We start from the raw sequence: 26,280 nt of genomic DNA on the forward strand, positions 1-26,280 counted from the left end.
GCCCGCTGCCGGCTGAACCGGCTTCCAGCCGGTTTGGTCCCCGCCAGGCGCAGATTTTAATCTGTGCCGGGGTCCGCCAGGGGATGAATCCCCTGGCTTCGTGTCAACAGACCTGCTGAAGCAGGTTTGCCCGCTGCCGGCTGAACCGGCTTCCAGCCGGTTTGGTCCCCGCCAGGCGCAGATTTTAATCTGTGCCGGGGTCCGCCAGGGGATGAATCCCCTGGCTTCGTGTCAACAGACCTGCTGAAGCAGGTTGGCACGCTGCCGGCTGAACCGGCTTCCAGCCGGTTTGGTCCCCGCCAGGCGCAGATTTTAATCTGTGCCGGGGTCCGCCAGGGGATGAATCCCCTGGCTCTGTAGTAACAAACCTGCTGAAGCAGGTTGGCCCGCTGCCGGCTGAACCGGCTTCCAGCCGTTTGGCCCCTGCCAGGCGCAGATTTCAATCTGTGCCGGGGTCTGTCCGGTATGGAAACCGGACCTGCGGAATCATGGGCGCCATTTTGCAAGACAATTGGTATAACGTACGATCTGGGCAAATTTGTGGTTTTTGCGGCTGTGTCCTGTATCGCGACCCTGTATCGCGCAGATGAACGACCGGATTTCGGACTGAATTCATGCACCCATTGACCTCCCGCTTTGGCCGCTGGCCGGCCTCCCTGTTCCTGGCTCTGATCCTGGTCGCGGGTTTTACCCTGCGCACCTGGAACGTGAATTTCGACCAGGGCATCGGCGCCCATCCCGATGAGCGCAGCACCACCTGTACCTACGCACCGGCCATGCACCTCCCCCAAAGCTGGGACGAGTTTTGGGATCCCAGACGCAGCCCCCTCAATCCCCTCTGGGATCCGGTCCAACAGCAGGTGCGTAAGTTCACCTATGGCCACTTCCCCCTCTACCTGGGCGTGGCCATGGGCCACCTGCTCCACGAGCTGGCGCCGGTGGCTGCTCGCTTGCCCGTGCCCCAGGAAAAGGTAGACTTGATGTTCCGGGCCAACCAGCCCTGCGGCGGCGTGGCGGTGGCGGGTCGCCTGACCATTGCCCTGCTGGACACCTGGACCATCTTCCTCCTCTACCTGCTGGGGCGGCGTCTCTTCTCCACGGGTACGGGCCTGCTGGCCGCCGCCTTTTACGCCTTCACCGCCCAGGCCATCCAACTGAGCCACTTCTTCGCCATGGATCCGGCCAGCACCACCTTCACCGTGCTGGCCGTCCTGGGCGGTGTGGCCGCCATCCAGGAGCGAACCTGGCGAGCCATGGTGCTGACCGGCGTGGCCGCAGGGCTGGCCATTGCCTCCAAGTTCAGTGCCCTGCCGGTGCTGTTGGTGCCGGTGGTGGCGGGCCTGCTGCAGTTGTGGGAGCCGTTCCAGGCCCAGGCTGCCCCCGGGGCGCCCGAGGGATGGGGGCGGGCCCAGTTCCGTGCCCTACTCGGCATCCCCCTGGCCCTGGCCGTGGCCGGGCTGACCTTCTTCGTTACCAGCCCCTACGCCGTGCTGGATTGGCGCAACTTTATCCAGGCCACGCTGGTGGAGCAAGGGCAGATGGTGCGAGGGCTGGCCGACTTTCCTTTCACCCGCCAGTACCGTAACACCACGCCCTACATCTACTTCATCCGCCAGCAGGTCCAGTGGGGCATGGGCTGGCCCCTGGGGCTGCTGGCCCTGGCCGGGACCCTCTACTTCCTGGCCGGGTTCTTCCGCAGCCTTTACCGCATGGCCTCCGCCTGGCTGGTCAGCCGCCTCCACCCCCGCCACGGCCAGTCTCTTCCCACTGGACGCACCCTTTCCACTCAGGAGATGGGCCTGCTGGTGGTGTGGAGCTGGGTGCTGCCCTACTTTGGGCTCACCGGCGCCTTCCTGGCCAAGTTCAACCGCTACATGAGCCCGGTGCTCCCCTTCATGCTCCTCTTCGGCGCCGGTCTGGTCTACGTCCTCGGGCACCGGTGGCCTGTTGACCGGGCACAGGACGCAGCATCAAGGCCTGGGGCCGCCCGCCTGGGCCGGATGGCCGCCGCCCTGCTGGCCGGGGTTGGCCTGGTTGGCGGTCTCTTCTGGTCCCTGGCCTACGTCAACGGCGTCTACAACCACGAACACACCTGGATCACCGCCAGCCGCTGGATCTACCAGAACGTGCCCCGGGGCTCGGTCATCCTCTGGGAGCAATGGGACGACCCCCTCCCCAAGACCATCCCCGGCGAACCGGGTATGGACATGGCCAGCACCGGCCTGCGCAACATCGACTGGGGGCCGTACGAGGAGGACACCGCGGAGAAGTACGCCATCCTCAAACAGAAGCTGCGGGAGGCGGACTACGTGGTCTACAGCTCCAAGCGCATCTACGACAGCGTGGACGAGCTGCCCGAGCGCTACCCCATGACCAACCTCTACTACCAGGCCATGTGGGATGGGCGCCTGGGCTTTGAGCTGGCCCTGGACCTGACCTCGCCGCCCCGGCTCTTTGGCCTGGTCTTCGAGGACCGCCACGCAGACGAGAGCTGGAGCCTCTATGACCATCCCCAGGTGACCATCTTCCGCAAGGTGCGGAACCTGAGCGACGCGGAGTTCGACGCCATCTTCGACCATGTGTGGGAGACGGCCATCCCCTACTACCGGGGGGCGGATTCGCCCCTCAGCCCCTTTTTGAACCTGCTGGGCCTGGGCGCCAGCCCGGAGAGCGCCAACCAGGGGCTGGTGCCCAAGGTGCTGGCCCTGCTGATGGGCGGTGAAACCGGGGCCACCGCTCCGATGCCGGCGGCCCGCCCCAGCCTGATGTTGCCCCAGCCCCTCTCCACCCTGCCGGTGGTGGACAACTACCGCTGGAATCGCCTGGCCAGCGAAGAGCAGGTGTTGGGACCCTGGCTGGCCGTGGCCTTCTGGTGGGCGGTGCTGGCCCTGTTGGGCTGGCTGGCCTGGCCCCTGGCCTTCTACCTCTTTGCGCCCTTTCGGGATCGGGGTTATCTCTTCAGCCGCACCCTGGGCTGGCTGCTGCCGGCCTGGTTCCTCTGGCTGCTGGCCAGCCACGGCCTGGTCTACAACACCGTGCGGGCCGCGTGGGGAAGCGTCCTGCTCCTGGGCCTGGTGGGGGGAGCCGCAGCCTGGAACCAGCGCCAGGCCCTGGCCCGGTTCGTGCGGGAGCGATGGCCCCTGCTCCTCCTGGGGGAAGGGCTCTTTGCCGGGGCCTACCTCTTCTTTGTGCTCATCCGCATGGCCAACCCGGACCTCTGGCAGCCCTGGTTCGGGGGGGAAAAGTTCATGGAGTTCGCCTTCCTCAACGGCATCCTGCGCAGTCCCACCTTTCCGCCCGTGGACCCCCACTTTGCCGGCGGCTACATCAACTACTACTACTTCGGCCTCTACCTGGCCGCGTACCTGATCAAGCTCACGGGCATCTATGCGGAGGTGGCCTTCAACCTGGTCATCCCCACCCTCTTCGCGCTGACGGTGGTCAACGCCTTTGCCGTGGCCTACAGCGCCTGGGGCTTCGCACGGGGAGGGCGCCCGCCGGCCTCCCTCCGCTGGCAGGAGGGCGCGGCCGCGTCCCTGCTGGCGCCCCTCTTCATCGCCCTGTTGGGCAACCTGGACGGCTTCGCCCAGGTGCTGCGCCGGCTGGCCGACGGCAGCCCGGTCCACTTCCAGAGCGCCTTCCCCGGGCTGGAGACCCTGGTGGGCGCGCTGGTGGGCCTGGTGGGCGTGTTGCGGGGGACCCACAGCCTGGGCAGCTACGACTTCTGGGCGCCCAGCCGGGTCATTCCCTTTACCATCAACGAGTTCCCGTACTGGAGCTTCCTCTTCGCGGACCTCCACCCCCACCTGATCGGCATTCCCTTTGCCGTCCTCTTCCTGGGGCTGATCCTGCTGCTGTTGCGCCTGCCGGAGCTGCCCCTCTGGCGTCCGGCCTATGGCGTCCGGCTGCTGGCCCTCTTCGCCCTGATGCTGGGCACCCTGGCCAGCGTGAACCTGTGGGAGCTCCCCACCTACCTGCTGCTGGGGGTGCTGGCCCTGGCGGTGAGCCAGTATCGGGTCTGGGGACGGATACGCTGGGGGCTCACAGGGGCCCTGGCCGTCTTTTACCTGGCGGGCGCGTACCTCTCCTTCCGGCCCTTCTTCGCCCACTACGTCAACGTGGGCGCGTCGGGCATTGGCCTGGTGCGGGCGGGGGATGACCTGGGTACGTGGCTGCTCATCTGGGGCTTCCTGGGCTTTGTGGTGGTGAGCTGGCTCTTCTGGCGCCTGTGCCAGCCCCCCGCGGCCCCTGGCCTGGGCCTGGAGCGGCTCCTGGGCATGGTCTGCCGGCGCTACGACCGGTTGCCCCGGCTGGTCTACCTGCACCGGCTGCTGGTGACCCGCCCAACCCTGGGCTACCTGCTGGGGGTGAATCTGCTGCCGGCGACCCTGGTGGCCACTGTACTGACCCTGGCCTGGGGGCGGACGGTGCTGGCCCTCTGCCTGGCGCTGCTGGGGCCGGCCTTTCTGCTGCTGTGGCAGCGGGCCCGGTGTCGGGTGGGGCGCGGTCTCCAGGTCCCGGCCGTCGGCCAGGTAGCCCCTCGCCCAGGCGATCTCCCGGCCTGGGGAAGCGCGGCGGACGCCTTCGTGGCCCTGTTGACGGTAGTGGGGCTGGCCATCCTGGCCGGTACCCAGGTGGTCTACCTGAAGGACTTCCTGCAGGGGGGCGACTGGTACCGGATGAACACCCTGTTCAAGTTCTTCAACCAGGTGTGGGTCCTGTGGGGGATGGCCGCCGCGGTGGCGGTGCCCTGGTTGTGGCGGCGGAATCTGCCCTCGTGGCCGGCTCGGCTGGTCCCGCTGCCCTTCTGGTGGCGCGGGGTTTTCGGGCTCCTGTTGGCGGCAAGCCTGACCTTTCTCGTCCTGGGCACGCCGGCCCGGCTGGCCCAGCGCATGGTGGGCTGGCGGCCGCCCTTCGGCACCCTGAACGGCATGGCCTACATGCAGCAGGGCACCTACACCTGGCCGGACGAAAACCACGTCATCGAACTGCGACATGACTGGGATGCCATCCGCTGGCTGTTGGCGCACGTGCGGGGCAACCTGGTGATTGTGGAATCTTCAGAAGTAGACTACTATCGGGCCGGGGGAACCCGGGTGGCCAGTATGACCGGCCTCAGTGGCCTGCGGGGCATGCACGAGTCGGAGCAGCGCTTCGACGAGCCCCTGGGCTATCGGGATGGCCTGCACCGGGAGTTCTGGCAGACGTCGGACCTGGCGCGCCTCCAGGCCATCATCGACGAGTTGGAGATCGCCCTGATCTACGTGGGGCCGCTGGAGCGCCAGCAGCATCCCGACGCCCCGGCCAGGCTGGAGGCGCTGGCCGGCCAGGGGCGGCTGCAGGTGCTCTATCAGAACGAAGGCGTGACCATCTACGCGGTGCCGGGCGCCCTGGCCCGCACCGACCGCGGGGTTTACGTGCCGGTGCCGCGCGGTGGGTAGGTCCGGTCTCCTGGCCGGACGGGGGTGCCCGGATAGCCTGCACGCCTGTCACCCAGGGATGGGTGACCTGCGGAGTGGGGAGCCCGCCGTAGGTCCGGTCTCCTGGCCGGACGGGGGTACCCGGGTTGTCTGCACCCCTGTCACCCAGGGATGGGTGACCTGCGGAGTGGGGAGTCCACCGTAGGTCCGGTCTCCTGGCCGGACGGGGGTGCCCGGGTAGCCTGCACGCCTGTCACCCAGGGATGGGTGACCTGCGGAGTGGGGAGTCCACCGTAGGTCCGGTCTCCTGGCCGGACGGGGGTACCCGGGTTGTCTGCACCCCTGTCACCCAGGGATGGGTGACCTACAGATGACGTACGAGCTACACCCATGATGCACCGGGATCCATTGGAGCCATCATGTTTCTCACTCTTCTCGCCTGGTACCTGGTGATCCAACTCATTGCCCTGGCTGCCTGGCCCCTTGCCCGGGGGCTGTTCGCCGCCCTGCCCGACCAGGGCTGGACCCTGGCCAAGGCCCTGGGCATCCTGCTGATGGGCGTGCTTTTCTGGCTGGGCTACAGCTATGGCCTGGTGGCCAACGAGCGGGGCGGTGCCTGGCTGGCCCTGCTGACCGTGGCGGGCATCAGCGGGGCCGTGGGGTGGCGTCAATGGCGGGCCCTGCCTGCCTGGTTGGCGGATCCGGTGCGCCGGCGATACGTGGGGACGGCGGAGGCCCTCTTTGCCCTGGCCTTCCTGGCGTGGGCGGTGGTGCGCATGTACGACCCGGCGGCCAACCACACCGAACAGCCCATGGACCTCATGTTCCTGAACAGCATCTGGGCCAGCGCCACCTATCCACCCCAGGACGCCTGGCTGGCGGGCTACGCCATCAGCTACTATTACCTGGGCTACTGGCTGTTGGCGGCCCTGGCTCGGCTGGCCGGTGGGCTTTCCCTGTTGGGCGTGCCGGCCGTGGCCTACAACGTGGGCCAGGCTGCCTGGTTTGGGCTGCTCTTGCTGGGCAGCTTCGGCGTGGCCGCCAATCTATTGGCCACATCCGGGGGAGGGCAGGAGAGCGGGGACGGTGGACTGGGCTCTGGCCGGGTGTTGGGCGGCGGGCTGCTGGCCGCGGTGGCGGTGGGCGTGACGGGCAACCTGCAGGGGGTGTTGGAATGGCTCTACGCCAACGGCCTGTTGGGCGACGGCGTGGCCCGCTGGTTCCAGGTCCACAACTTCCCGGCCAATGCCGCGGTGACCGGCCGCTGGTACATCGGCTTCGACTGGTGGTGGTGGCGCAGCGCCCGGGTCTTGCAGGATCTCTCCCTGACCGGTGAGCACGTGGAGGTGATCGACGAGTTCCCATTCTTCAGCTACCTGCTGGGCGACAACCATCCCCACGTGCTGGCCATGCCCTTTGTGCTGCTGGCCATCGGGCTGGCCCTGGCCCTGCTCCTGGGCCCGGCCCGGCTGGCTGCGGTACGCCCGGCGTCCCCAGGCTGGGGCGCCCCGCTGGTGGGTCTCTTTCCCCTGGGCGGGTTGGGGCTGGCGGTGACGGTGCTGGCCGTGGGCGCGCTGCTCTTCCTCAACACGTGGGATTTCCCACCCTACTGGCTGCTGCTGGTGGCAGTCATCTTTGTGGCAGCCCGGAGGCCGACTGGGGAGCCCGAGGCCGGGCCGGGCCAGGCCTTCTTTTGGGCTGCCGTGGCCGGTGTGCTGCTGGTGGTAGGCGCCGGCCTCCTCTACCTGCCCTACTTTCTGACGGCCCAGAGCCAGGCGAGTGGCGTTGCGCCCAACCTGCTCCATCCCACCCGGCTGCGCCAGTTTCTGCTCATGTTTGGGGGCTTCCTGCCGGCTGTGGCGGCCTTGCTGATGATCTGCTGGCGGGAACGGCCGCCTGACCGGCAGCGGTTCTTCTTGAGCCTGGCGGCCATCCTGGGCTTGCCCGTCCTCTGGCTGCTCCTCTTCACCGGGCTGGTGGCCGGCGGTGCCTTTCCCATGGCCGGGGAGCTGCCGCCTGGGGCCGAGAGTTTCGTGCCCTTCATCGTGGCCCGCTGGAGCAGCCGCCCCTGGACCTACCTGCTGGTGGGCACTCTGCTGGCCGTTGCCCTGGCCCTCATCTGGGAGCGGCTGATGGACGACCGCCCGGCAGGTGACCCCGCCCGGCTTTTCGTCCTGCTCCTGACCGCGCTGGGCCTGGCCCTGGTCTATGCCCCCGAGTTCCTCTACCTGCGGGACTATTTCGGCACCCGCATGAACACCGTCTTCAAGTTTTACTACCAGGGCTGGCTACTCCTGGCCCTCAGCAGCGCTTACGGCGTGGCCGTGCTCCTGGGCAACCGGGGGCGGTCCGGTTCGGCCGGGTGGAGCCCCGCGCCTGTGGCTGCCCTGGCTACGCTTTTGCTGATTTGTGCCGGTTTGATCTATCCTGTAGCCGGTGTGTACAGCAAGACCGGGGGCTTTCAGGCGGCTCAGCCGACCCTGGATGCCGGCGCCTATCTGGCCCAGGCGGCCCCCGCGGAATACGCCGCGGCGGCATGGGTCCGGGCCAATACCCCGGCCGATGCCCTGGTGTTGGAAGCCAAGGGGGCCAGCTATCGGGCCGACTTCAACCGCATCAGCACCCTCACGGGGCGGCCCACCTTGCTGGGCTGGGATTTCCACGAGGTGCAGTGGCGGGGCGAAGCCTACGGCGCCATGGCCCGGGGACGTCCCGAGGTGCTGGAGCTGATCTACCGCACGGGGACGGCCCAGCAGATCCGAGAGGCCCTGGATCGCTGGCAGATCGACTACGTCTACGTGGGGCCGGCGGAGCGGAGCACCTACCAGATCACCCCGCGGGACGAGGCACGCCTGTCCGCGGTGATGGACCTGGTCTTCGAGCAGGGCGACGTGCGCATCTACCAGCGCCGGAGCCCGACCCAGCGACTGGTCCACTGACACTTGGCGAAGCGCAGCTACGAGCTGCGCCTGTGGGGATGCGCGGATCCCGTCAGGGGGCTCCGTGTTCGTCTGTGAGATCTGTGGCTCTGCGGCAAAAAGGTCAAATTCAGCGGTTCACGATTTCGACGCGGGGTCGGCATCCTCAGATGCCGACCCAGGCGGGACAGCGCCGCATCTGAGGATGCTCACTCCACAAATGGGCAACAATCGTGAAGTACTGAAATTAGGACGCTAACCGATGCAGATGAACGCTGATTCGGGTTACTCTCTCCTGCGTTTCTTTGCGCCTTTGCGCCCTCTGCGCCTTTGCGTTGAAAAAGGCCCTTTTTGCAGGGGAGTCATCTTTGAGTCCTGACGCACGATGCAACAGCAAGCGACCGTGTCCGTACCCATAGCGCGAGGTGAAGGGGCCGCCAGGGCGCTCCGGCTGCTCACCGTGGAGCAGGGAGCCTTTGGCGTCTGCCTGTTGGTGGCGCTGGGCCTGCGCCTGGCCGGGCTGAGCCTGCTGCCCCTGACGCCCCTGGAGGCGGCCAACGCCTGGCCAGCCTGGCTGACAGCGGCCGCGCCCGCCGGGTTGACCGGGGAGATGCTGGCTCCCCTGTGGCCGGCCAGCCCCCTCCTCCACACCCTGCAGGCGGCTCTCTTCTGGCTGGCGGGGGGAAGTGACGCCCAGGCCCGCGGGTGGCCGGCCCTGGCCGGTGCCGGCCTGGTGCTGGTCCTGTGGCCCCTGCGCCCGTTGCTGAACCGTCGGGCACCTGTTGCGCTGGTGGCCGCTTTGTGGGTGGCCATCGATCCCTGGCTGGTCGCCCTGAGCCGCCTGGCCGACGGCGCTCTGTTGAGCCTGACCCTGGCCATGCTGGTGCTGGCGGGCATCTACCGCCTGGCCGAAGGCCCGGATAGCCAGCGGCGGGCCTGGCTGTGGGGGACCGGTGTGGCCGCCGGCCTGTTGCTGGTCAGCGGGCCCCTGGCCTGGTGCTTTGTGCCCGTGATCGTCGCCTGGGTCTGGCTGAACCGGCAGGTCTGGGCGCGCCCCATCCCGGTGGCCAGGGTGGCCGGGTCGGCCGGGGTAGCGGGCGTGCTGGCGGCCACCGGCTGGCTGGCCTGGCCCCAGGGCCTGCAGATGCTCGGCCGAAGCCTGACGGCCTGGTTCGGCCTGTGGACTGGGGCCGGGTTGGTACCCTGGGAGGCCGCCAGCTATCCCGTCGCGTGGCTGCCAGTTCGTCTCCTGGCCGATCAGCCTCTGCTGCTTCTGGCCGGGGTGGCCGGCCTGCTGGGCCTGACTCTGGATTTTTCCTCGGCCCCGGGGAGTGCGGCCCGGGCCTGGCCCCGCTTTCTCTGGCTCTGGCTCCTGTGGGCCACCTTCCTGTGGCTGTTGCCGGGGCGCCATCCGCTGTTGCTGGCTGTCTGGGCGCCGCCCCTGCTGCTGGCCGGCGCCCATGGCCTGGCCGCCCTGGTGGAAGGCGTCCCCCGCGACCTGGACTGGCGGGAGGCGTGGGTGGTCCTGGGGACGCTGGCGGTATTGGCCGTCTCGGGTCTCTTTTGGTGGGTCGCCCTGACCTTTGGCCGGGAGTTCGAGCCGGTCATGGCCCAGGCCACCCTGGCCATCGCCCTCTTGACCGTGTTGGTGCTGGTGGCCTACGGCGTGTGGACCGACCCGCGCCATGCCCGGTGGCTGGCCGCGGCCTTCGTCTGCACCCTGCTGCTCTGTTGGACCGTGGCCGCGACCTGGCACCTGGGCTACCGGGAGCGCCTGGGCACCCTGGACGGCTTCCTGGCCACCGTCTCCCACGCCGATCTGCGCCAGCTGGTGGCGGATGTGGAGACCATCAGCGCGCAGCGGACGGGCCACGCCCACGATCTGCCCGTGCTGCTCCAGGTGAGCCGGCGGCAGGCGACGCCCCAAGGGGAAGCCCGGGCCGATTTCCTGCCGCTTCTGGGCTGGTATCTGCGGGAGATGCGCAACCTGAGCTGGCGAGAGCTGGCGGGTCCGGGGAGCTTTCTGGACGCCGCCGTGGCCGCGGGGGAGCCCCTGCCCCTGGTCATCACCGGCACCACAGGATGGGAGCCCGGCAGCAGCGATCTGGCAGGCGCGGGGGGGCTGGAATATGTGGGCAGCCGCTACACCCTGACCGTGACCTGGCTGCCCACGGAGTTGCTGGCTACGCCGGTGGAGGCCCCAGGCGCCGATCCGGCGGGCGGGTGGCTGGGCCTGCGGGCCCGTTGGCGTGAACAGATTCAGCCCTTCCTGCGTTGGATGCTCTACCGGATGGTGCCGCCCGGTGGGGGCCTTCCTGGCGCGCGGGAGGGGGTGATCTTGTGGGCAACCCGGGAATGACAGGAGAGGGAATCGGTCTATGAGCGAGCAGGTTGAGGAACGGGGTAGCCTCCAGGAGGCTGCCGGGCAGCCGGCCCGGACGCAGGAAGAGCCGCAGGTGGAGGCGCAAGCAGAGGCAGGCCCAGTTGGTGGCCCTTCCTGGCTGGAGCGTCCGCTGGCCACCCTTTGGGGCTGGAGCTGGGAGGGGGTGGCGTGGGCGGTCCTGCTGGCTGTCTCGGCCGTGGCCCGCTTTTATCAGCTAGGCGTGCGGGCCATGAGCCACGACGAGAGCCTCCACGCCCTCTACTCCTACTACCTCTACAATTCGGGCAACTATGAGCACAACCCCATGATGCATGGGCCATTGCTCTTCCATCTCAACGCCCTGGTCTACTTCCTCTTCGGCGACAACGATGCCACGGCCCGGCTGATGCCTGCGCTGGCGGGGATCGGCGTGGTGTGGATGGCCTGGTGGTTCCGACCCTACCTGGGGCGGGTGGGCGCGCTGGCCACCGGCGTGCTCCTCTCCCTCAGCCCCAGCCTCCTCTTCCACAGCCGGTACATCCGCAACGATATCTACATCGCCCTTTTCACCCTCATCTGGATCTACGGCGCCTTCCGCTACCTGGATGCCACCACCCGGTCCCAACGTAACCGCTGGCTCACGGTCATGGTGCTGGGAATGCTCCTGGGCTTCATCACCAAGGAAAACCACTTCATGACCGGCGCCATCATCGGCGCGTTCTTTGTGGGCCTGGCCCTGTGGCAGGTGATCGACTACCGCCTCTTCTACGTGGCCGCGCCGGCCCTCCTGGGGGGGAGCGTCTGGTTTTTCTTCCATGCCTGGGCCCTGGAGCTCAGCAAGCAGGCCCGGAGCCTGGCCAACACCGCGGCCCAGCAGAGCCAGCAGCTCACCCTGCAGAGCGAACAGATGGACCGGCTGGGGCTCATCGGTCTGGGCCTGGGTGGCCTGGTGGCCCTGGGTTTCCTGCTCTTTGCCATGCGCCGGGAGCAGTGGCAGCAGCTGCGTCACAACCCTGTGGCCGACCTGGCCGTGGTCATGTTGACCCTGGTGTTGCCCTTCACCTCGCCCTTCCTCTACCTGATCGGCGGCTGGGAGCCCATCGACTGGAGCCGGCTGCCCGCCAGCCTGACCGGCCCCATCCTGGCCCGCTATGCGGTGCTGGTGGTGGTGGTCACCGTCCTGGCCTTTGCCGTGGCCTATTTCTGGTTCGCCCTGCGGAAGCCCGGCGGGGACGGGGTAAAGGGAGTCTGGAGTCCAGAGTCCGAAGTCCGGAGTTCGAAGTCCGAAGTCCGGCGGAGTGAAGACTCCGGACTCCGGACTTCGGACTCTCCACCGGAGGATGGGCCGCCCCTCTTGGGCTTTGGCGACTGGCTGCGCGTCATGGGGCTCTTCTGGATCGTGGCCATCCTCTTCTTCACCACCTTCCTGACCAACACCCGCAACGGCCTGGCCACGGGCCTGGTGGGGAGCCTGGGCTACTGGCTGGCCCAGCAGGAGGTGCAGCGGGGCAGCCAGCCCTGGTACTACTACATCATGCTGGGCTGGCTCTATGAATTTCTGCCTATCATCCTGGCCGGCGGCGGCATGGTCACCGTGTTGCTTCGGCTTTGGCGGGGCAAGCGGTGGGATCCCCTGCCGGCGTGGCCGTTCCCAGGGGGGGCTCCTGGGGACGGGTCGGCCGCGGGGGCATCGGCGCCTTCTGGCAACGGCCGGGAAGCGATGACGGCCATTGCTCCAGGTCTGGCCGAGCGGTCCAGGCTACACCGGATCTACTTCGTGGTCTTTTGCTGCTGGTGGGTGGTGGCGGCCTGGGCAGCCTACACCATCGCCGGGGAGAAGATGCCCTGGCTGCTCACCCACATCGCTCTGCCCATGTGTGTCCTGGGCGGCTGGTGGCTGGGCCGCCTGATCCAGCAGCTGGACTGGCAGGCTGTGCCCGGCGGGCTTCCGCGTGTTCGGGCCGGCTGGCTGGTGGGCGCCACCCCGGCCCTGATCTTCGTCCTCTTCACCCTGGCCACCAGCCGGCCCTCCCTGGACCGATCCCTGGTGGCCCTGGGGGAGACCGTGCGCTGGCTGCTGGCCCTGGGGCTGGGTGCAGGGCTCGTGTACTGGATCTTGGGCTCGGTTCGGGCCATCGGCATACGTCCGGCGGCGCGGCTGATGGGGCTGGGCTTCGTGGGCCTGCTCTTCCTGCTGACCGTGCGCTTTTCCTACATGCTGACTTACGTCAACTATGACCTGGTCACCGAGTACCTGGTCTATGCCCACGGCTCGCCGGGCATCAAGCAGGCCCTGCGGGAGATCGACCTGATCAGCCAGCGGACGGTGGGCGACCGCAACATCACCGTGGCCTACGACGACGACAGCTCCTGGCCCTTGAGCTGGTACATGCGCCTCTATCCCAACAGCCGCTTCTATGGCAGCAACCCCACCAGCGACGCCATGAACGCGCCGGTGGTCATCGTCGGCCCCAAGAACCTGGAGAAGGTCGCGCCCTACGTGGAGCGGGACTACGTGCGCCGCACCTACCAGCTGGTCTGGTGGCCGGACCAGGGGTACTTTGGCTTTACCTGGCAGCGCTTCCTGAACACCATCACCGACCGGGAGAAGATGAAGCGGATCTTCGACATCGTCTTCTACCGGCGTTTTGCCGACGACGCCAACCCTGGCAAGCCCCGGCCCCTCAGCCAGTGGCCCAACCGCCACGACTTCTACATGTACGTGCGGCGGGACATTGCCGCCAGCATCTGGGACCTGAGCGTGGTGCCGGTGACGGACCGGCGCAGCGAGATGGAGGCCCTGCTGGCCGAGCGGGAGGTGGATCTCTCGGCCACGGCCGTCTACGCCGACGTCTACGGCGGTCAACCCCTGTTGCAACCCCGGGCCCTGGCCGTGGGCCCCAACGGCGAACGGGTCATCGCGGACACGGGCAACCATCGCATCGTGGTGCTGGACGCCGGGGGCGCCTTCGTGCGGGCCTTTGGCAGCCTCTGCCGCCTTTCCGAGGGCGCTGCGGGCGGCTGTGTGGATCCGGATGGCGACGGCCCCCTGGCTCTGGGCGACGGCCAGTTCTACGAGCCCTGGGGCGTGGCCGTGGGCAGCGACGGGACCCTCTTTGTGGCCGATACCTGGAACGGCCGCATCCAGGCCTTCGACCCGGAGGGCAACTTTATCCGCAAGTGGGGGCTCTTCAACACCACCAACGGCGAACTGGGTGACCCCTATGCCCTGTTTGGCCCCCGGGGTGTGGCCGTCAACATGGCCGGCAACCTGCTGGTCAGCGATACGGGCAACAAGCGCATCCTGGAATTCACCCCCACGGGCGAGCTGGTGCGCCAGGTGGGCGGCGGCGGCGCCGTCCTGGGCCGCTTCGAGGAGCCGGTGGGCGTGGCCGTGGACCCCCGGGACGGCAGCGTCTACGTGGCCGATGCCTGGAACCGGCGCATCCAGAAGCTGGACGCGGCCCTCCAGCCCCTGGCCGAATGGGAGGTGCCCGGCTGGGAGAGCCAGCAGATCTACCACAAGCCCTACATCGCCGTGGCCGGCAACGGCGATGTCTATATCACCGATCCGGAGAACTACCGGGTCATTGTCTATAACACCGCCGGTGGGATCCAGGCCGTCTTCGGCGACTATGGCGTGGAGCTCAACCGCTTTGGCCTGCCCAACGGCATCGCCTACGACCCAGGCCAGAACCAGATCCTGGTGGCGGACGCGGACAACAATCGGGTGCTGGTCTTTCCGGCGTTGGGGCAGTGAGGGGGATGGGTAATTGGGTGATTGGGTAATTGGGGGACAAGGTGATCTGATGAGAGGATGATAAAATCACGAATCACCCAATCCCCCGGTTACCTGATCACCCAGTCAGGGACGTGGCAGAATGGGAAACGGGTTGGCTTTGCTGACTGACGCGGCCGTGGCGGGGCAGGGTGTGCCGCGAATCCGTCGCCTGCTGCTGGGCCTGGCGGCCGTGGGCCTGGCCCTGTGGGCCCAGCAGCGGCTGACCGCGGGCAACCTGGTGGATGCGGGCGTGCTGTACGCCGCGGCCGGGTTCCTGTTCGTCACCGCCATTCCCCTGCCCCGGTGGCCTGCCGGGCTCCCGTTGACCGCGGCCAGCACGCCCATGGCATTCTCCTTCCGCCAGTGGGCCGTGCTGGCCCTGGCGGTGTTGATGTCCCTGCTGAGCCTTGCCACCCTGGATTTCTACCGCCCCGCGCCGGTGGCCTGGCTGCTTCACGGCGCCAGCATCGGCCTCTGTCTGGCCCCTTTCCTGGACTGGCGCCGTCTCCACCCCCGGCGCTGGCCCTGGCATGAACTGCTCTCCCCCCATGGGGCGCTGCTGCTGGCCGTGCTGGGTGTGGCCCTCTTTATGCGCCTCTACCGCTTCCAGAACTGGCCCTTTGGCACCTGGTTCGACGAGGCGGAAGCCGGGCTGCAGGCCCTGCGCATCCTGGAGGATCCCAACTACCGCCCCCTCTTTGTGGACTCCATCAACGTCACCTCCCACTATCTCCACCTGGTGGCCCTTTCCTTCCAGCTCTTCGGCGTCAGCACCCAGTCCATCCGCCTGGTCAGTGTGGCCATGGGCCTGGGCACGGTGGTGGCCGGCTACCTGGTGGGCCGGGAGCTCTTCGGCCGTTCCATGGGGCTGGTGCTGGCTTTCCTGCTGGCCGTCTCCCGCTGGGATGTCACCTTCAGCCGCATCGGCATGTACAACGCCAGCACGCCCCTCTTTTCCCTGCTGACTTTCGCCTTTTTTCTGCGGGGCTTGCGCCGGCGAAGCCTCTGGGACTTTGCCCTGGCCGGGGTGTGGCTGGGGCTGGGCCTCTGGTTCTACCCGGCCTTCCAGCTCTTCGTGGCGGCCCTGGCTTTGCTGATCCTCCTCCTTTCCCTGACGGGTGAACCGGCCCGGGGTCGTCGCTGGCCCCGGTGGGTCAGCCAGTGGCTGCAGAGCTACTGGCGGGGGCTGTTGACCCTGGCCCTGGCCGCCCTGCTGGTGGTGGCCCCCCTGGCTCGCTTCGTCTACCAGGATCCCGACACCTACTTTCGCCGCGCCCGTACCACCGCACTCTTTGAGAATGTGGCGCCCGAAGCCCGCCTGCCCGCCCTCTGGAGCAACATGCGCAAGCATCTGCTCATGTTCCACTACCGGGGCGACCCCAATGGCCGCCACAACCTGCCCGGCGCGCCCATGCTGGACCCCTACAGCGCCGCGCTGATGCTTTTGGGGCTGGCCCTGGCCGTGGTGGGGTGCCGCCGGGGTGGGGTGGCGGGCGCCCTGGCCCTCTTCCTGCCCCTGTGGCTCCTCACCGGGCTGTTGGGCGGTATCCTCTCCCTGGACTTTGAAGCGCCCCAGTCCCTGCGCTCCATCGGCGCGTTGCCGCCGGCCTACATCCTGGCTGCCCTGCCCCTGGCCGCCCTGGCCCAGGAGTGGCGCCGGGTGGGCGAGCCCTACCTGCCCGGCGCCCTGAACTGGCCCCTGGGCCTGCTGCTGGCAGCCGTGGGCTTCAGCAACTTCCACACCTACTTCTTCCTGCAGGCCGGCAATTTTGCCAGCTGGAACGCCTATTCCACGCCCGAGACCATCGCGGCCCAGATCCTGAACCAGGCCACGCCGGGGACCGAGGCCTATGTCATCTCCCTGTTCCAGGGCCACCCGACCCTGCGCTTTTTGACTCGGCCCGAGGTGCAGGGCAGCCGCCTTGTCGCCTCCCTGGGGGAGGCGGTCGCCGTCCGCAAGCTGGAGACCAACGACCAGCTTCCCATCCAGACGCCTGCGGATCATCCGGTGCTCCTCATCCTGGACGCGGACCGCCAGGCCCTTTTCGACGAGGCCCGCCGCCTCTATCCCCAGGCCCAGTTTCGGGAGCACCGGCCGCCTTTTGGTGGCCCCACGGTGGTCTACGAGGTGCAGCTCACACCCCAGGACCTGGCCAGCATTCAGGGGCTGACGGGCCGCTATTACCGGGGCACCGACTGGCAGGGTGAGCCGGTGCTGGAGCGGCAGGACAGCCAGCTCCACTTCGACTGGCGCCCCGCGCCGCAGGGGAGCCCCCCCCTGGATGGTCCCTTCAGCGTGGAATGGGAGGGGGTGCTGCGGGTGGACACCTATGGCCCCCACCGCTTCTTCCTCCAGGCCCCGGGCCATGCCGAGCTCTACATCGGCGAAGCGCGGATCCTCGCCGGGGAGGGAAACCTGGCCGGCGGCGTGGTGCTGGCCCAGGGCAACCACGCCCTGCGGGTCCGGGCCGTGGGCGCGGCCGGGTCCTTCAGCCTCTCCTGGCAGACCCCCACCCGGGGCCCGGAGATCATCCCGCCCTGGTCCCTCTATGTGCCGCCGGTCACCAGCAACGGCCTGCTGGGGCGCTACTTCCCCAACGGCCAGTGGCAGCCGCCCGAAGCCCTGGCCCAGATCGACCCCAGACTCCAGCTCTATTTCCACAATCCGGTCCTGCCTCGACCCTACACCGTGGAGTGGACCGGCAAGATCGCCATTCCGGCATCGGGGCCCTACGTCTTCGGGCTGGAATCCATCGACGAGTCCGTCCTCTACATCGACGGCCAGGAGGTCACCAGCAGCCTGCGCCGCAACGAATATCAGGAGGGGCTCATCCAGCTGGAGGCCGGCCTGCACGATATCCGCATCCGCTATGCCGACCGGACCGACCACACCCACATCAACCTCTACTGGCAGCCGCCTACACCGACGGGTACGGATTCCACTGCGCAGGGGCCGTCCCGGCGGCGTCAGATTGTTCCCCCGGCGGTCCTCTTCCCGCCCCAGGCCAGCTACGACCGGGTGGAGCTCCCCGCGCTAAGCCAGTTCATCTTTGACCAGGGCGCGCCCGGCCTCCCGCAGTTGCCCAGCCTGGCCGTCCCCCGGCTCAGTGGCCAGCTGCGGGTGGTGGCTACAGGGCTGGCGGCGCCCCGGGGGATCGGGGTGGAGCCCCTCCCGGAGACAGAATCCCGCCAGGAACCGGCTGGCCCAGGCCGGATCTACGTGGCCGAAGGGGGCAGCCCGGGCCAGCCGCCAGCCCTGCGCATCCTCTCCCCCGATGGCGAGACCCTGGCCCTGGTTACCGAGGGCGCAGAGCCCCTGGTGGAGCCGGCGGACGTGGCCGTGGATGCCGCGGGCCAGGTCTACCTGCTGGATGCCGGCCGGGGGGCGCTGGACGTCTTCGGGCCGGACGGCACCTACCTGCGCACCCTGCCCGTGGAGGCCAGCCTGCTGAACCGCTCCCGCGGGCTGACCGTGGATGCCGCCGGCCGAATTTGGGTGGCCAACACGCCGGGAGCGCGTCTGGTGGTGCTGGACGACCAGGGCAACGTGCTGGCCCTGGTGCCGGTCTGGCCGGATCCGGCTGGCCCCGACGCCCAGCCGGTGGATGTGGCCGTGGGCAACCACCAGGATCTGCTGGTCACCGATGTGGGACTGCACAAGCTGATTCGCCTGGGTGCCGCCGTGGGTGAGGGGAGCGAGGGCCTGCCACCCCTGGGAGTGCGGCGGCTCATGGCCTGGGACCGGCCACCGGCCAACAGCCTGGATGGTCCCCACCTGGCGGCCACGTCCGAAGCTTTCTACCGGACCGACCCGGAGGGAGGACGGGTGGAGAAGCTGGGTCCAGACGGCGAGTTGGTGGGCGTCTGGCAGCTGGCAGAGCTGCCCGGTGCGGCCGACCTGACCGGAGGCCGGCCGGTCAAGCCGGTGGGCATCGCGGCGGACCCGTCCGGCCGCCTCTGGATCGCCGACAGCGAGGGTGGACATGTGTTGCTCCTGGCGCCGACGCCGTAATCGCCGGCGGTTCCGCCTCCGCCGCGCCTGGCTGCCGGCCATGGTGGCCGCGGCCCTCTGGGCCGGATGCTGGCTGCCCGGGTCCCGGGTGCTGGGCGCCCCGGGGGCCGCGCCTTTGCCCCAGGTCATCATCGTCTCGCCCGAGGACATCACCACCCCCACGCCCACGCCGCCCCCTGTGAGCGCCACCCCTGCCCCCACCAGCTCCCTGGTCGACGAGGGCCAGGCGGGTGTCTACGTGGTGCGGCCGGGCGACACTCTCTGGTCGGTGGCCCTGGAGATCGGCGTGGATTTGGCTGAGGTTCCCTGTGCAGTGGGCCCCCACTTTGACCCGGCCCAGCCCCTGGTCATCGGCGACATGTTGCATGTGCCGCCGCCGGGCTTCACCTGCCACACGGTGGAGCCCGGCGAAACCCTGGCGACGGTCGCGGCCCGCTACGCCCTCGACCCGGCCCAGATCTATGCCGTGGCCTGGAATGGCCTTCAAGGGCAGCCCCTGGAAGCGGTCACCCTCGTGCCGGGCCAACACCTGCGCATCCCGCCGCCCCGCTCGGCGGAAGGGGCAGCCGCGGGCTTCCTTCCCTGGATCCTCCAGCAGCCCATCAACACCTCGCCCTTTGGTGCCATCGCCATGCGTCCACCGACGAAACGGCTGATGGAGCGCCCCGCGGCTCCGATACCGGCGGACTGGCCCTACGGCAGCGGCTATTTCATCTGGCCGGTCTACGGCTGGCTCAGCCAGGGCTACCGCTATGACCACCGGGCGGTAGACATCGCCGCGCCGGCGGGGACGTTTGTCATGGCCGCGGACCGGGGCGTGGTGGTGCGGGCCGGCTGGAACGACCAGGGATACGGGCGCTTCGTGGTGATCGACCACAACATCGACTACGTGACCCTCTACGCCCATCTAACCGAGATCTTCGTGCAGGAGGGGGAGATCGTGGCCCAGGGGCAAGTGATCGGCAGCGTGGGCTCCACCGGCAACAGCACCGGCCCCCACCTCCACTTCGAAATCCGAGACTTCGGCCGCCGCATCAATCCGCTGGAGTTGTTGGTGCGCTGATGCCGGGGGGAGGGCAGCCGTTCACCGGCCGCGACTGTTGTGCCGATCACAGGCGGGCCGCTTTGGCTGTGGTACAATGGGGTCAGGTTATGTACACAGGCGCACTAGATCGAAGACCGGCCCATGGACGCAGGCCCGGGTCACGCCGCCGCCGGATACCTCCACGGCGCAGGCTAAGCATGCCCCCACACCACACACCAGGTCGGCCTCTACCCACACCTGGGCGTAGCCCGGCTCCAGCCGGAAGCGGTGGCGCCGGATGGCCTCGGCCAGGGTCTGGCGGTGTGGGGCGGGGATAATGCCGCAGAGGGCGTCGGCCCAGGGCAGGAGCTCCGAGAGTTGTGTTTCCCAGCCTGCCCCGGGGAGGGCGGCCCACGGTTCTCCGGTACGCACTTCCACGGCCAGGGGAAGCTGGGCCGCCAGGGCGCTCTCCATGGCGGCCTCGCCGGGCAGCAGCAGGGTGACCCGTCCGCCCCGGTCCAACATGGCGTCCATCAGGGGCAGCAGGAGGGGAACGAAGGGGGCCTCCGCTAGAAGCAGGAGGTTCCGCCGTTGGGGCGGCAGGGTGAAGCCCTGGCCGAAGGGCCCCAGCAGATTGACCGGCGCGCCGGGCGGGAGGCCGGCCAGCCAGCGGGCGCCGGGGTCGTCCAGGGGTGGCAGCAGCAGGCGCCACTCGGTGGGCTGGTCTTCTCCCCGGGCCGGTGCCAGCTCCTGGGGGGCGGGTCGGTGACCTGCCACGGTCAGGGGGCGGCGCAGGTAGAAATGCCAGTTTTCCTGCCGTTCCTGGGGGCTTTGGGCACCGCAACGGGCCAGGAAGAAGCGCCCGGCCTCTTCGGCCGGGTGACCCTGGGCCACGTCGGCCGGCAATAGCAAGGAAATCCAGTGGGCCGGGCCGCCTCCATGGGCGGGGCGGACCACCACAGCAGTGAGGGTACCGTCGGTGTTGTGGCTGGGTTGTATCATAGCCTCGTAGTTTGACATGGGAGAACCCGCGGAGCAAATTGTGACCGGGCAAAAAATGGGCCAATGGGCCGCCAGCACCATGACCAGGACAACGACGCCGCCCTGGAGGCGATGGCTGGCGCGCCTGCCTTCGGTGACGGCGTTCTTGAACCGGGACCTTCCGCCCCATCGCCGCATCGAGCTTCGGGTCGTCTGGGCGTTGTGGCTGCTGCCCATCGCCCTGGTCAACCAGATCTTCGCGCCCCATCCGGTCTGGATGGTGCTCCTGATTGCGGTGGCCGGTTTTTACGGCCTGGGCTATTTCTGGGTGCGCAACCAGGCCCCGGCGGTGACGGTTTCCCGGGAGCGCCTGGGGAGCATCCTGGTGGCCGGCGACCAGCTCCAGGAGGAGTTCACCCTGCACAACGAGAGCCGGCTGCCCATCCTCTGGGCCGAGTTCGTGGACGAGTCCACCCTGCCCGGCTACCAGCCGGGACGGGTGGTGGGATGCCCCGCGGCCAGCTTCTACCGCTGGCGCGCCCAGGTGACCTGTCGTCAGCGGGGTGTCTTTCGCCTGGGGCCCCATCGGCTTCACCTGGGCGATCCCCTGGGGCTCTTTTCCCTGCGCGTGGACTTTGACTACACGGATGTGGTGGTGATCTACCCCCGGGTGGTGCGCCTGCCCCAGATCCAGCTACCCAAGGGCAACACCAACGGCGTGGAGCGCCGCCGCTGGTCCCTGCGGGGGCCATTGCCTGCGGCCAGTGTCACCGAGTACCGGCCTGGGGACAGCCTGCGCCACATCCACTGGCGGACCACCGCCCACCAGGGGCGCCTCATGGTCAAAGAGCTGGAGACCGAGCCCAGCGGCGACGTCTGGATCGTGTTGGATGTGAACCGGGCTGTTCACCAGGGGGAAGGGCCATCCAGCACCCTGGAGTTTGGCGTCATGGCCGCGGCCAGCCTGGCCGCGGAGCTCCTCAGCGGCGCCTCCGCCGGTGGAGGCGGCCAGGGCACCCGGGCGGTGGGACTGCTGACCGCCGCACCGGCCCACGTGCCTGGGGCTCCGGGAGCGTGGGGTGTGGATGGCGTCGGCGCTGCCCATGACGGGACCCGCACCGTCCTGTTGCCGCCCCAGCCCGGCCAGGCCCAGCTCTGGCGCATCCTGGCTGCGCTGGCGCCCCTCCAGGCGGTGGATGTGACCCTGGCCGATCTGCTCTACAGTAGCCACGCCCAGGGCGCCCCGGCCCTGGGACGTCGGGCGCAACGGGCGCCGGCCCTGGTGGTGATCACCCCCCAGTGGCATCTGCCGGATGCGCCTTCCCTGCCCCGCAAGTTGGGCGGTCAGGAGGCCATTCCTTCGACCGGCAGCGGATCGACGGAAGACGGAGATCGCGCCCCAGTGGCTCCCATCCGGCGGGACAACTGGGTGGCCGAACTCCTCCACCTGCAGGCCCAGGGGGTGGCCAGCAGTGTGCTGCTGGTGGCCCATGGCGCAGCGGACGATCCGGCGGCGGACGGTGTCCAGATGGATGGTGCCCAGACGGGTGGGGAGATGGCAGGGCAACTGGAACAGATGCGGGCCCTGCTGGCCCGACATGAGATCCCCACCCAGGTCTTGTGGACGGGGCGTCCCCTGGAGGCCCTCTTGACCTACCGGCGCAGGCGCACGGTCATCCGGACCACGCCCACCGGTGGCGTGGTGACCTACGAAGTGGAGGAAGAGGTCGGTTAGTAAATCCCGGCAGAAATTCGCCGCTCGGGCCTCTGGCCCGCGGCTTCGCCGATCGTATCTACCAGAGGTAGTGCGCCCAGAGGGCACCCGGAATTTCTGCTGTAGTATTTACGCCAGACTGGATTAGCCCCCGGAGGCAGACACAGGCAGCCATGACGGTACAGACGACGGGTGAAGCAACGATTCTGGCAGAGGAACGGTCGCCCTGGCTGTGGACAGCAGCCCGCTGGCTGGAGGCCCGGCTGCGCCCCCATCTGGGCTGGGTGGTCCTTCTGGTCTGCATGCTCCTCAGCCTGTTGCCGGCCATGGCCATGCGGGTCAACCGCTGGGTGGACCTGAACAGCTTCCAGGCCGTGGTGGACTGGATGGGGCCGCTGGGCGTGGCCGGGACCTGGCTGGTCCTGGGCTGGCGCCGGCCCGGGCCGGGGGAAACCGGCCCGCGACGCGCCCTGGCCGCCGCAGTGGGCCTGATGCTCCTGGGGCCCTTCCTCCTCAGCCAGTTTCTGGTGGGCTGGCTGCCGGGGCCCCTGGCCCTGTGGCGAGCGGCCCAGACCGGAGCCTGGTCCTCCCTGCTGGCAGAGATGGCCGGCGACTGGCTGCGCCTGCTCAGCCGCTATGGGACCTGGTGGCAGGGCGTCCAGGCGGGTGGCGCCGCCCAGGACGACCTGGTTTTTGCCGGGGTGGCGGGCCTGGTGTTGTGGACGGTGGGGGTGTTGACCGCCTGGCTGGTCCGGCGCTATCGGCAGGGCCTCCTGGCGGCTGCGCCGTCCCTGTGGCTGTTGGGTACCATCTTGCTTTACAGCAGCGGCGGCCGTAGCCTCCTGGTGACCGGGCTGGCCCTGGCGGCCCTCCTGCACCTGCTGCTGGACTTCCACACCCTGCTGCGGCGTTGGGAGGCCCTGGCCCTGGACTTCAACCCCGGCCTGCTCTGGGATCGGCTGGCCGCCGCGGCCGCGGCGGTCTTCCTCGTCCTCTTTGTGGCCGCGGTCATGCCCAACCTTTACATCGGGCCCATCGCCTATCGCTACTTTGACTTCATCGCGCCCTACAACCAGCGGCTGGAGGAGATGGCCAGGCGGCTTTTTCCGGACGTCAAAGGGACCTCCCGGCTCCCGGGCGGCCAACTGGCCGGCGGGCTGCCCAACGAGTTCCTGCTGGCCGGCGGGCCGGACTTGAGCGCCACCGAGATCATGCGGGTGCGCACCAACGACGCGGTTTACAGCGATTACCCCTTCGAAGATGTCGCGCCGCCGGGCCACTACATGCGATCCGGCACCTTTGCTGTCTATGACGGGAAGGGCTGGCAGAACCCGTCGGACCTGACCACCCTGGACCAGAGCGCCGACGACCGCTGGGGAGGCATCTCCCTGGATGGGCGCAAGCTCCTGGTGCAAACGGTCTTTCTCTCCATCAACAGCTCGGTCCTGTACGCCGCGCCGGAGCCCATTGAGGCCTCGGTGGACTACCGGTTGCTCTACCGCCAGCCGGATGATCTGGTGGCCCTGCGAGCCCGGGAAAGTAGCTACACCGTGGTGTCGGCCATCCCCGCGGTGAATGAGGAGATGTTGCGGGCCGTGCCGGACTGGGGCGAAACCAACCCTGTGCCCGAGGAGCTGGCGGTCCATTTGCAGCTTCCGGACACGGTGACGCCCCGTACCCGGGAGCTGGCCCAGGAGCTCACCGCCGGCCTGGACGGCCCCTTTGCCAAGGCCCAGGCCATAGAGCAGTATCTGCGGACCTTTACCTACGACCTGACGGTGCCGCCCCCGCCCGCGGATGTGGCGGATGTGGCCGACTACTTTCTCTTCGATCTACAGCGGGGCTATTGCGACTACTACGCCACGGCGTTCGTGGTGCTGGCCCGGCTGGCCGGCCTGCCCACCCGCTTTGCCACGGGCTTCGCCGTGGGCCACTGGGATCCTTATGAGCAGATCTGGATCGTCACCGAGGCCGAAGCCCACTCCTGGCCGGAGGTGTACATGCCGCCCTACGGCTGGATCCCCTTTGAGCCCACCGCCGGCCGCCCGGAGTTGAGCCGCGTTGCCGCACCTGGTTTCAGCGGCGGCCTGGCTTCCAACCCAGGTCCATCCACGCCGACGGAGGTGGACCTGACGCCGGAAGAGTCGGCCTGGAGCTGGCAGCTGCTGTTCTGGCTGGTGCCTCTGGGGTTGCTTCTGTGGGGAGTCTGGGCCTGGCTGGCCCGCTGGCGTGCCGGCCGGGAGGATCCCTGGACGGAGTTGCTACGCCATGGACGGCGGCTGGGCCGCCCCATGGAGGCCGGCGAGACGGTGCTGGAGTATGGCCGGGAGCTGGCCGCCCACATCACCACCCACCAGGCGCGCACACCGGACACGGGCCGCATCGTGGCCCGGGAGATCCTGGCCTTGAGCCGTGCCGTGAGCGATATGCTGTACGGTGCGGCGGCCCGCCGGGAGCAGGCCATGCGCCAGGCGTCTGAACACTGGGGGCGCCTCCGGGGCTACCTTCGGGGCCTGCGTGTGCGGGCCTGAGCCTCAGCGCTGTTCCACGTAGGCTTTCAGCGCGGCCATGGCCTGCCGCAGTTTGGCCTCCTGACGTCCCCGCAACAGGGCCAGGAGCAGGGCCGGCCAGCCGTGGTAGGTGTGGCGCGCGTAGAGGCGACAGCCACCCAGGTTGTCGCTGAACTGGGCTGTGTGGACTGCCACCATGCCGGCCCCCTGACTTTCCCACACCACCGTCTTGCTGGAGATATCCTGGCTGGCAGCCATGCGGATGACGGCCGTGGTGGTCACCACCCGGCCGAAAAGGCTGCGGTGGCGGAGTTCCAGGACGGAGTCCTCTTCCCAGGGCGGCCCCTGCAGCCAGCGGGCCGAGACGATCTCGGGGTTCCAGCGGGGCCAGTCCGCCACCTGTCGGAATTTCTCCCAGACTGCGCCCGTGGCTGCGTGGATCTGGATGGTGGCTTCGACGGAGAAGCGGGGCGCGGTCATAGGCGGGCCCCGGGCAGGCTGGTGTCAGCCGACCCACACGCCACGGCGGAAAGCTGGCTGCGGTGCTCCTGCTGCGGGCCGTCGGCGGATTTCGGCCGGGACATATGGGCGGCGTTCACGGGATGTGCTTCCATTCCCGCAGCTTGCTGCCAATGAACTCCACGATGGCCTCCTGTTGGGCGTTGCCCCGGCCCTGGATGGTGAGGGGCTCGCCAAAGGCAAAGCGTACCGGCCGGGAAGGGTCGATGCGGCCGATCTCCTTGATGATGCGGCCGATGCCCCAGGCGTCGGTTTTGAGGGCCACGGGTACCACCGGCACCTGGGCCTTACGGGCCAGCTTGATGCCGATGGAGTTGAACTGGGCGGGGTCGAAGGTGAGGGTGCGGGTTGTCTGGGGGAAGACGATCACCGAGCGGCCCCGCTGGAGGATGGCCGTGCCCTCTTCCAGGACCCGCAGCAGGTCTTCCCGGGGGCTCTTGCGGTCCACCACGATGGGGTCCCGGCTGAGCATGATGTGTTTGAAGACCGGGTACTCCACGATGCCCCGCTTGACCACGAAGGTGACATCCTTGATGGGCTGGATGATGCCGGGCAGCACGATGGTCTCCAGGGTGCTCATGTGGTTGGCGACGAAGACGCAGGGGCCTTCCACCCGGTGCAGGATGTGCAGGCCGGAAATCTCCACGTGGACGCCCACCTCTTCCAGGAAGCGCAGGACCAGCAGGCTGCTGGTGCCCCATTCCTCATCGCCATAGGCGCCCCGGCGGGCCAGGGCGCTGAAGCGGAAGACCTCTCGGATGAACCGCGCGTAAAAGTAGAGGGAAGGCATCAGCCGGGCCGGCAGGCTGGGCTGTCGGCCTGTCGTGCTGTAAAAACCGGTTGCGTCAACGATCGGTTCCATTGTGGGTTTGGTAGATGGTAGACAGTAGACGGTAGTCGGTAGACGGTAGTTGTCGTACATCAGCACATCGTGTTGGGAATTGAGAACCTTAACAACTGAAAACCATCAGCACATCGTGTCATTCCAGACGTTGATTGGTCAGGGCGGCTGGAATGGCAAGGGTGCGTTGGAAGAGAC

The 26,280-nt window shown here is 68.5% G+C and carries 11 protein-coding genes; 8 read left to right on the plus strand and 3 right to left on the minus strand.

What is annotated here, in order from left to right:
- Positions 1–614: 614 nt before the first annotated feature.
- The 6 genes from FKZ61_RS22520 (at position 615) to FKZ61_RS22545 (ending at position 19,556) form a co-directional block, all read left to right on the plus strand.
- Positions 615–5,441, plus strand: a complete 4,827-nt coding sequence (locus FKZ61_RS22520) for a DUF2298 domain-containing protein (protein ID WP_141612404.1) — start codon at positions 615–617, stop codon at positions 5,439–5,441.
- Positions 5,442–5,839: 398 nt separating this feature from the next.
- Positions 5,840–8,359 carry a DUF2298 domain-containing protein gene (locus tag FKZ61_RS22525; RefSeq protein ID WP_141612405.1) on the plus strand — a complete coding sequence of 840 codons (2,520 nt, stop codon included), beginning with the start codon at positions 5,840–5,842 and terminating at the stop codon, positions 8,357–8,359.
- Between the two features lie 382 nt (positions 8,360–8,741).
- Complete coding sequence (locus FKZ61_RS22530; RefSeq protein ID WP_170200180.1) at positions 8,742–10,697, plus strand: hypothetical protein; 1,956 nt, start codon at positions 8,742–8,744, stop codon at positions 10,695–10,697.
- A 19-nt stretch (positions 10,698–10,716) separates the two neighbouring features.
- A complete protein-coding gene (locus tag FKZ61_RS22535; RefSeq protein WP_141612407.1) occupies positions 10,717–14,460 on the plus strand; it encodes a flippase activity-associated protein Agl23 in 3,744 nt (1,247 codons plus the stop codon).
- Positions 14,461–14,593: 133 nt separating this feature from the next.
- Positions 14,594–18,493: a PA14 domain-containing protein gene (locus FKZ61_RS22540; protein ID WP_170200182.1), complete on the plus strand. Its 3,900-nt coding sequence runs from the start codon at positions 14,594–14,596 to the stop codon at positions 18,491–18,493.
- A complete protein-coding gene (locus FKZ61_RS22545; protein ID WP_141612409.1) occupies positions 18,465–19,556 on the plus strand; it encodes a peptidoglycan DD-metalloendopeptidase family protein in 1,092 nt (363 codons plus the stop codon). Before FKZ61_RS22540 ends, FKZ61_RS22545 begins: the two co-directional genes overlap by 29 nt.
- Positions 19,557–19,643: 87 nt before the next feature.
- Here FKZ61_RS22545 and FKZ61_RS24155 read toward each other — a convergent pair whose 3' ends face one another.
- A complete protein-coding gene (locus FKZ61_RS24155) occupies positions 19,644–20,519 on the minus strand; it encodes an iron-sulfur cluster-binding protein (protein ID WP_170200184.1) in 876 nt (291 codons plus the stop codon).
- A 79-nt stretch (positions 20,520–20,598) separates the two neighbouring features.
- Here FKZ61_RS24155 and FKZ61_RS22555 point away from each other — a divergent pair, with 79 nt between their 5' ends.
- Together FKZ61_RS22555 and FKZ61_RS22560 are read left to right on the plus strand one after the other, a co-directional pair.
- Positions 20,599–22,233: a DUF58 domain-containing protein gene (locus FKZ61_RS22555; protein ID WP_170200186.1), complete on the plus strand. Its 1,635-nt coding sequence runs from the start codon at positions 20,599–20,601 to the stop codon at positions 22,231–22,233.
- A 152-nt stretch (positions 22,234–22,385) separates the two neighbouring features.
- A complete protein-coding gene (locus tag FKZ61_RS22560) occupies positions 22,386–24,743 on the plus strand; it encodes a transglutaminase-like domain-containing protein (RefSeq protein ID WP_141612412.1) in 2,358 nt (785 codons plus the stop codon).
- 3 nt (positions 24,744–24,746) lie between these two features.
- Here the strand turns inward: FKZ61_RS22560 and FKZ61_RS22565 are convergent, their stop codons facing one another.
- Both FKZ61_RS22565 and FKZ61_RS22570 read right to left on the minus strand, forming a co-directional pair.
- On the minus strand, positions 24,747–25,202 hold the full coding sequence (locus tag FKZ61_RS22565; RefSeq protein WP_141612413.1) for an SRPBCC family protein: 456 nt from the start codon (positions 25,200–25,202) through the stop codon (positions 24,747–24,749).
- Between the two features lie 115 nt (positions 25,203–25,317).
- Positions 25,318–26,103, minus strand: coding sequence for a lysophospholipid acyltransferase family protein (locus tag FKZ61_RS22570; protein WP_141612414.1), 786 nt, complete (start codon positions 26,101–26,103; stop codon positions 25,318–25,320).
- Positions 26,104–26,280 lie beyond the last annotated feature (177 nt).

This window comes from Litorilinea aerophila (assembly GCF_006569185.2).
GTDB lineage: Bacteria > Chloroflexota > Anaerolineae > Caldilineales > Caldilineaceae > Litorilinea > Litorilinea aerophila.

Coding starts and splice junctions, on each gene's coding strand:
- FKZ61_RS22520 (WP_141612404.1), top strand. CDS start 615: ATGCACCCATTGACCTCCCGCTTTGGCCGCTGGCCGGCCTCCCTGTTC.
- FKZ61_RS24155 (WP_170200184.1), bottom strand. CDS start 20,519: ATGATACAACCCAGCCACAACACCGACGGTACCCTCACTGCTGTGGTG.
- FKZ61_RS22560 (WP_141612412.1), top strand. CDS start 22,386: ATGACGGTACAGACGACGGGTGAAGCAACGATTCTGGCAGAGGAACGG.
- FKZ61_RS22565 (WP_141612413.1), bottom strand. CDS start 25,202: ATGACCGCGCCCCGCTTCTCCGTCGAAGCCACCATCCAGATCCACGCA.
- FKZ61_RS22555 (WP_170200186.1), top strand. CDS start 20,599: ATGACCAGGACAACGACGCCGCCCTGGAGGCGATGGCTGGCGCGCCTG.
- FKZ61_RS22525 (WP_141612405.1), top strand. CDS start 5,840: ATGTTTCTCACTCTTCTCGCCTGGTACCTGGTGATCCAACTCATTGCC.
- FKZ61_RS22535 (WP_141612407.1), top strand. CDS start 10,717: ATGAGCGAGCAGGTTGAGGAACGGGGTAGCCTCCAGGAGGCTGCCGGG.
- FKZ61_RS22545 (WP_141612409.1), top strand. CDS start 18,465: ATGTGTTGCTCCTGGCGCCGACGCCGTAATCGCCGGCGGTTCCGCCTC.
- FKZ61_RS22570 (WP_141612414.1), bottom strand. CDS start 26,103: ATGGAACCGATCGTTGACGCAACCGGTTTTTACAGCACGACAGGCCGA.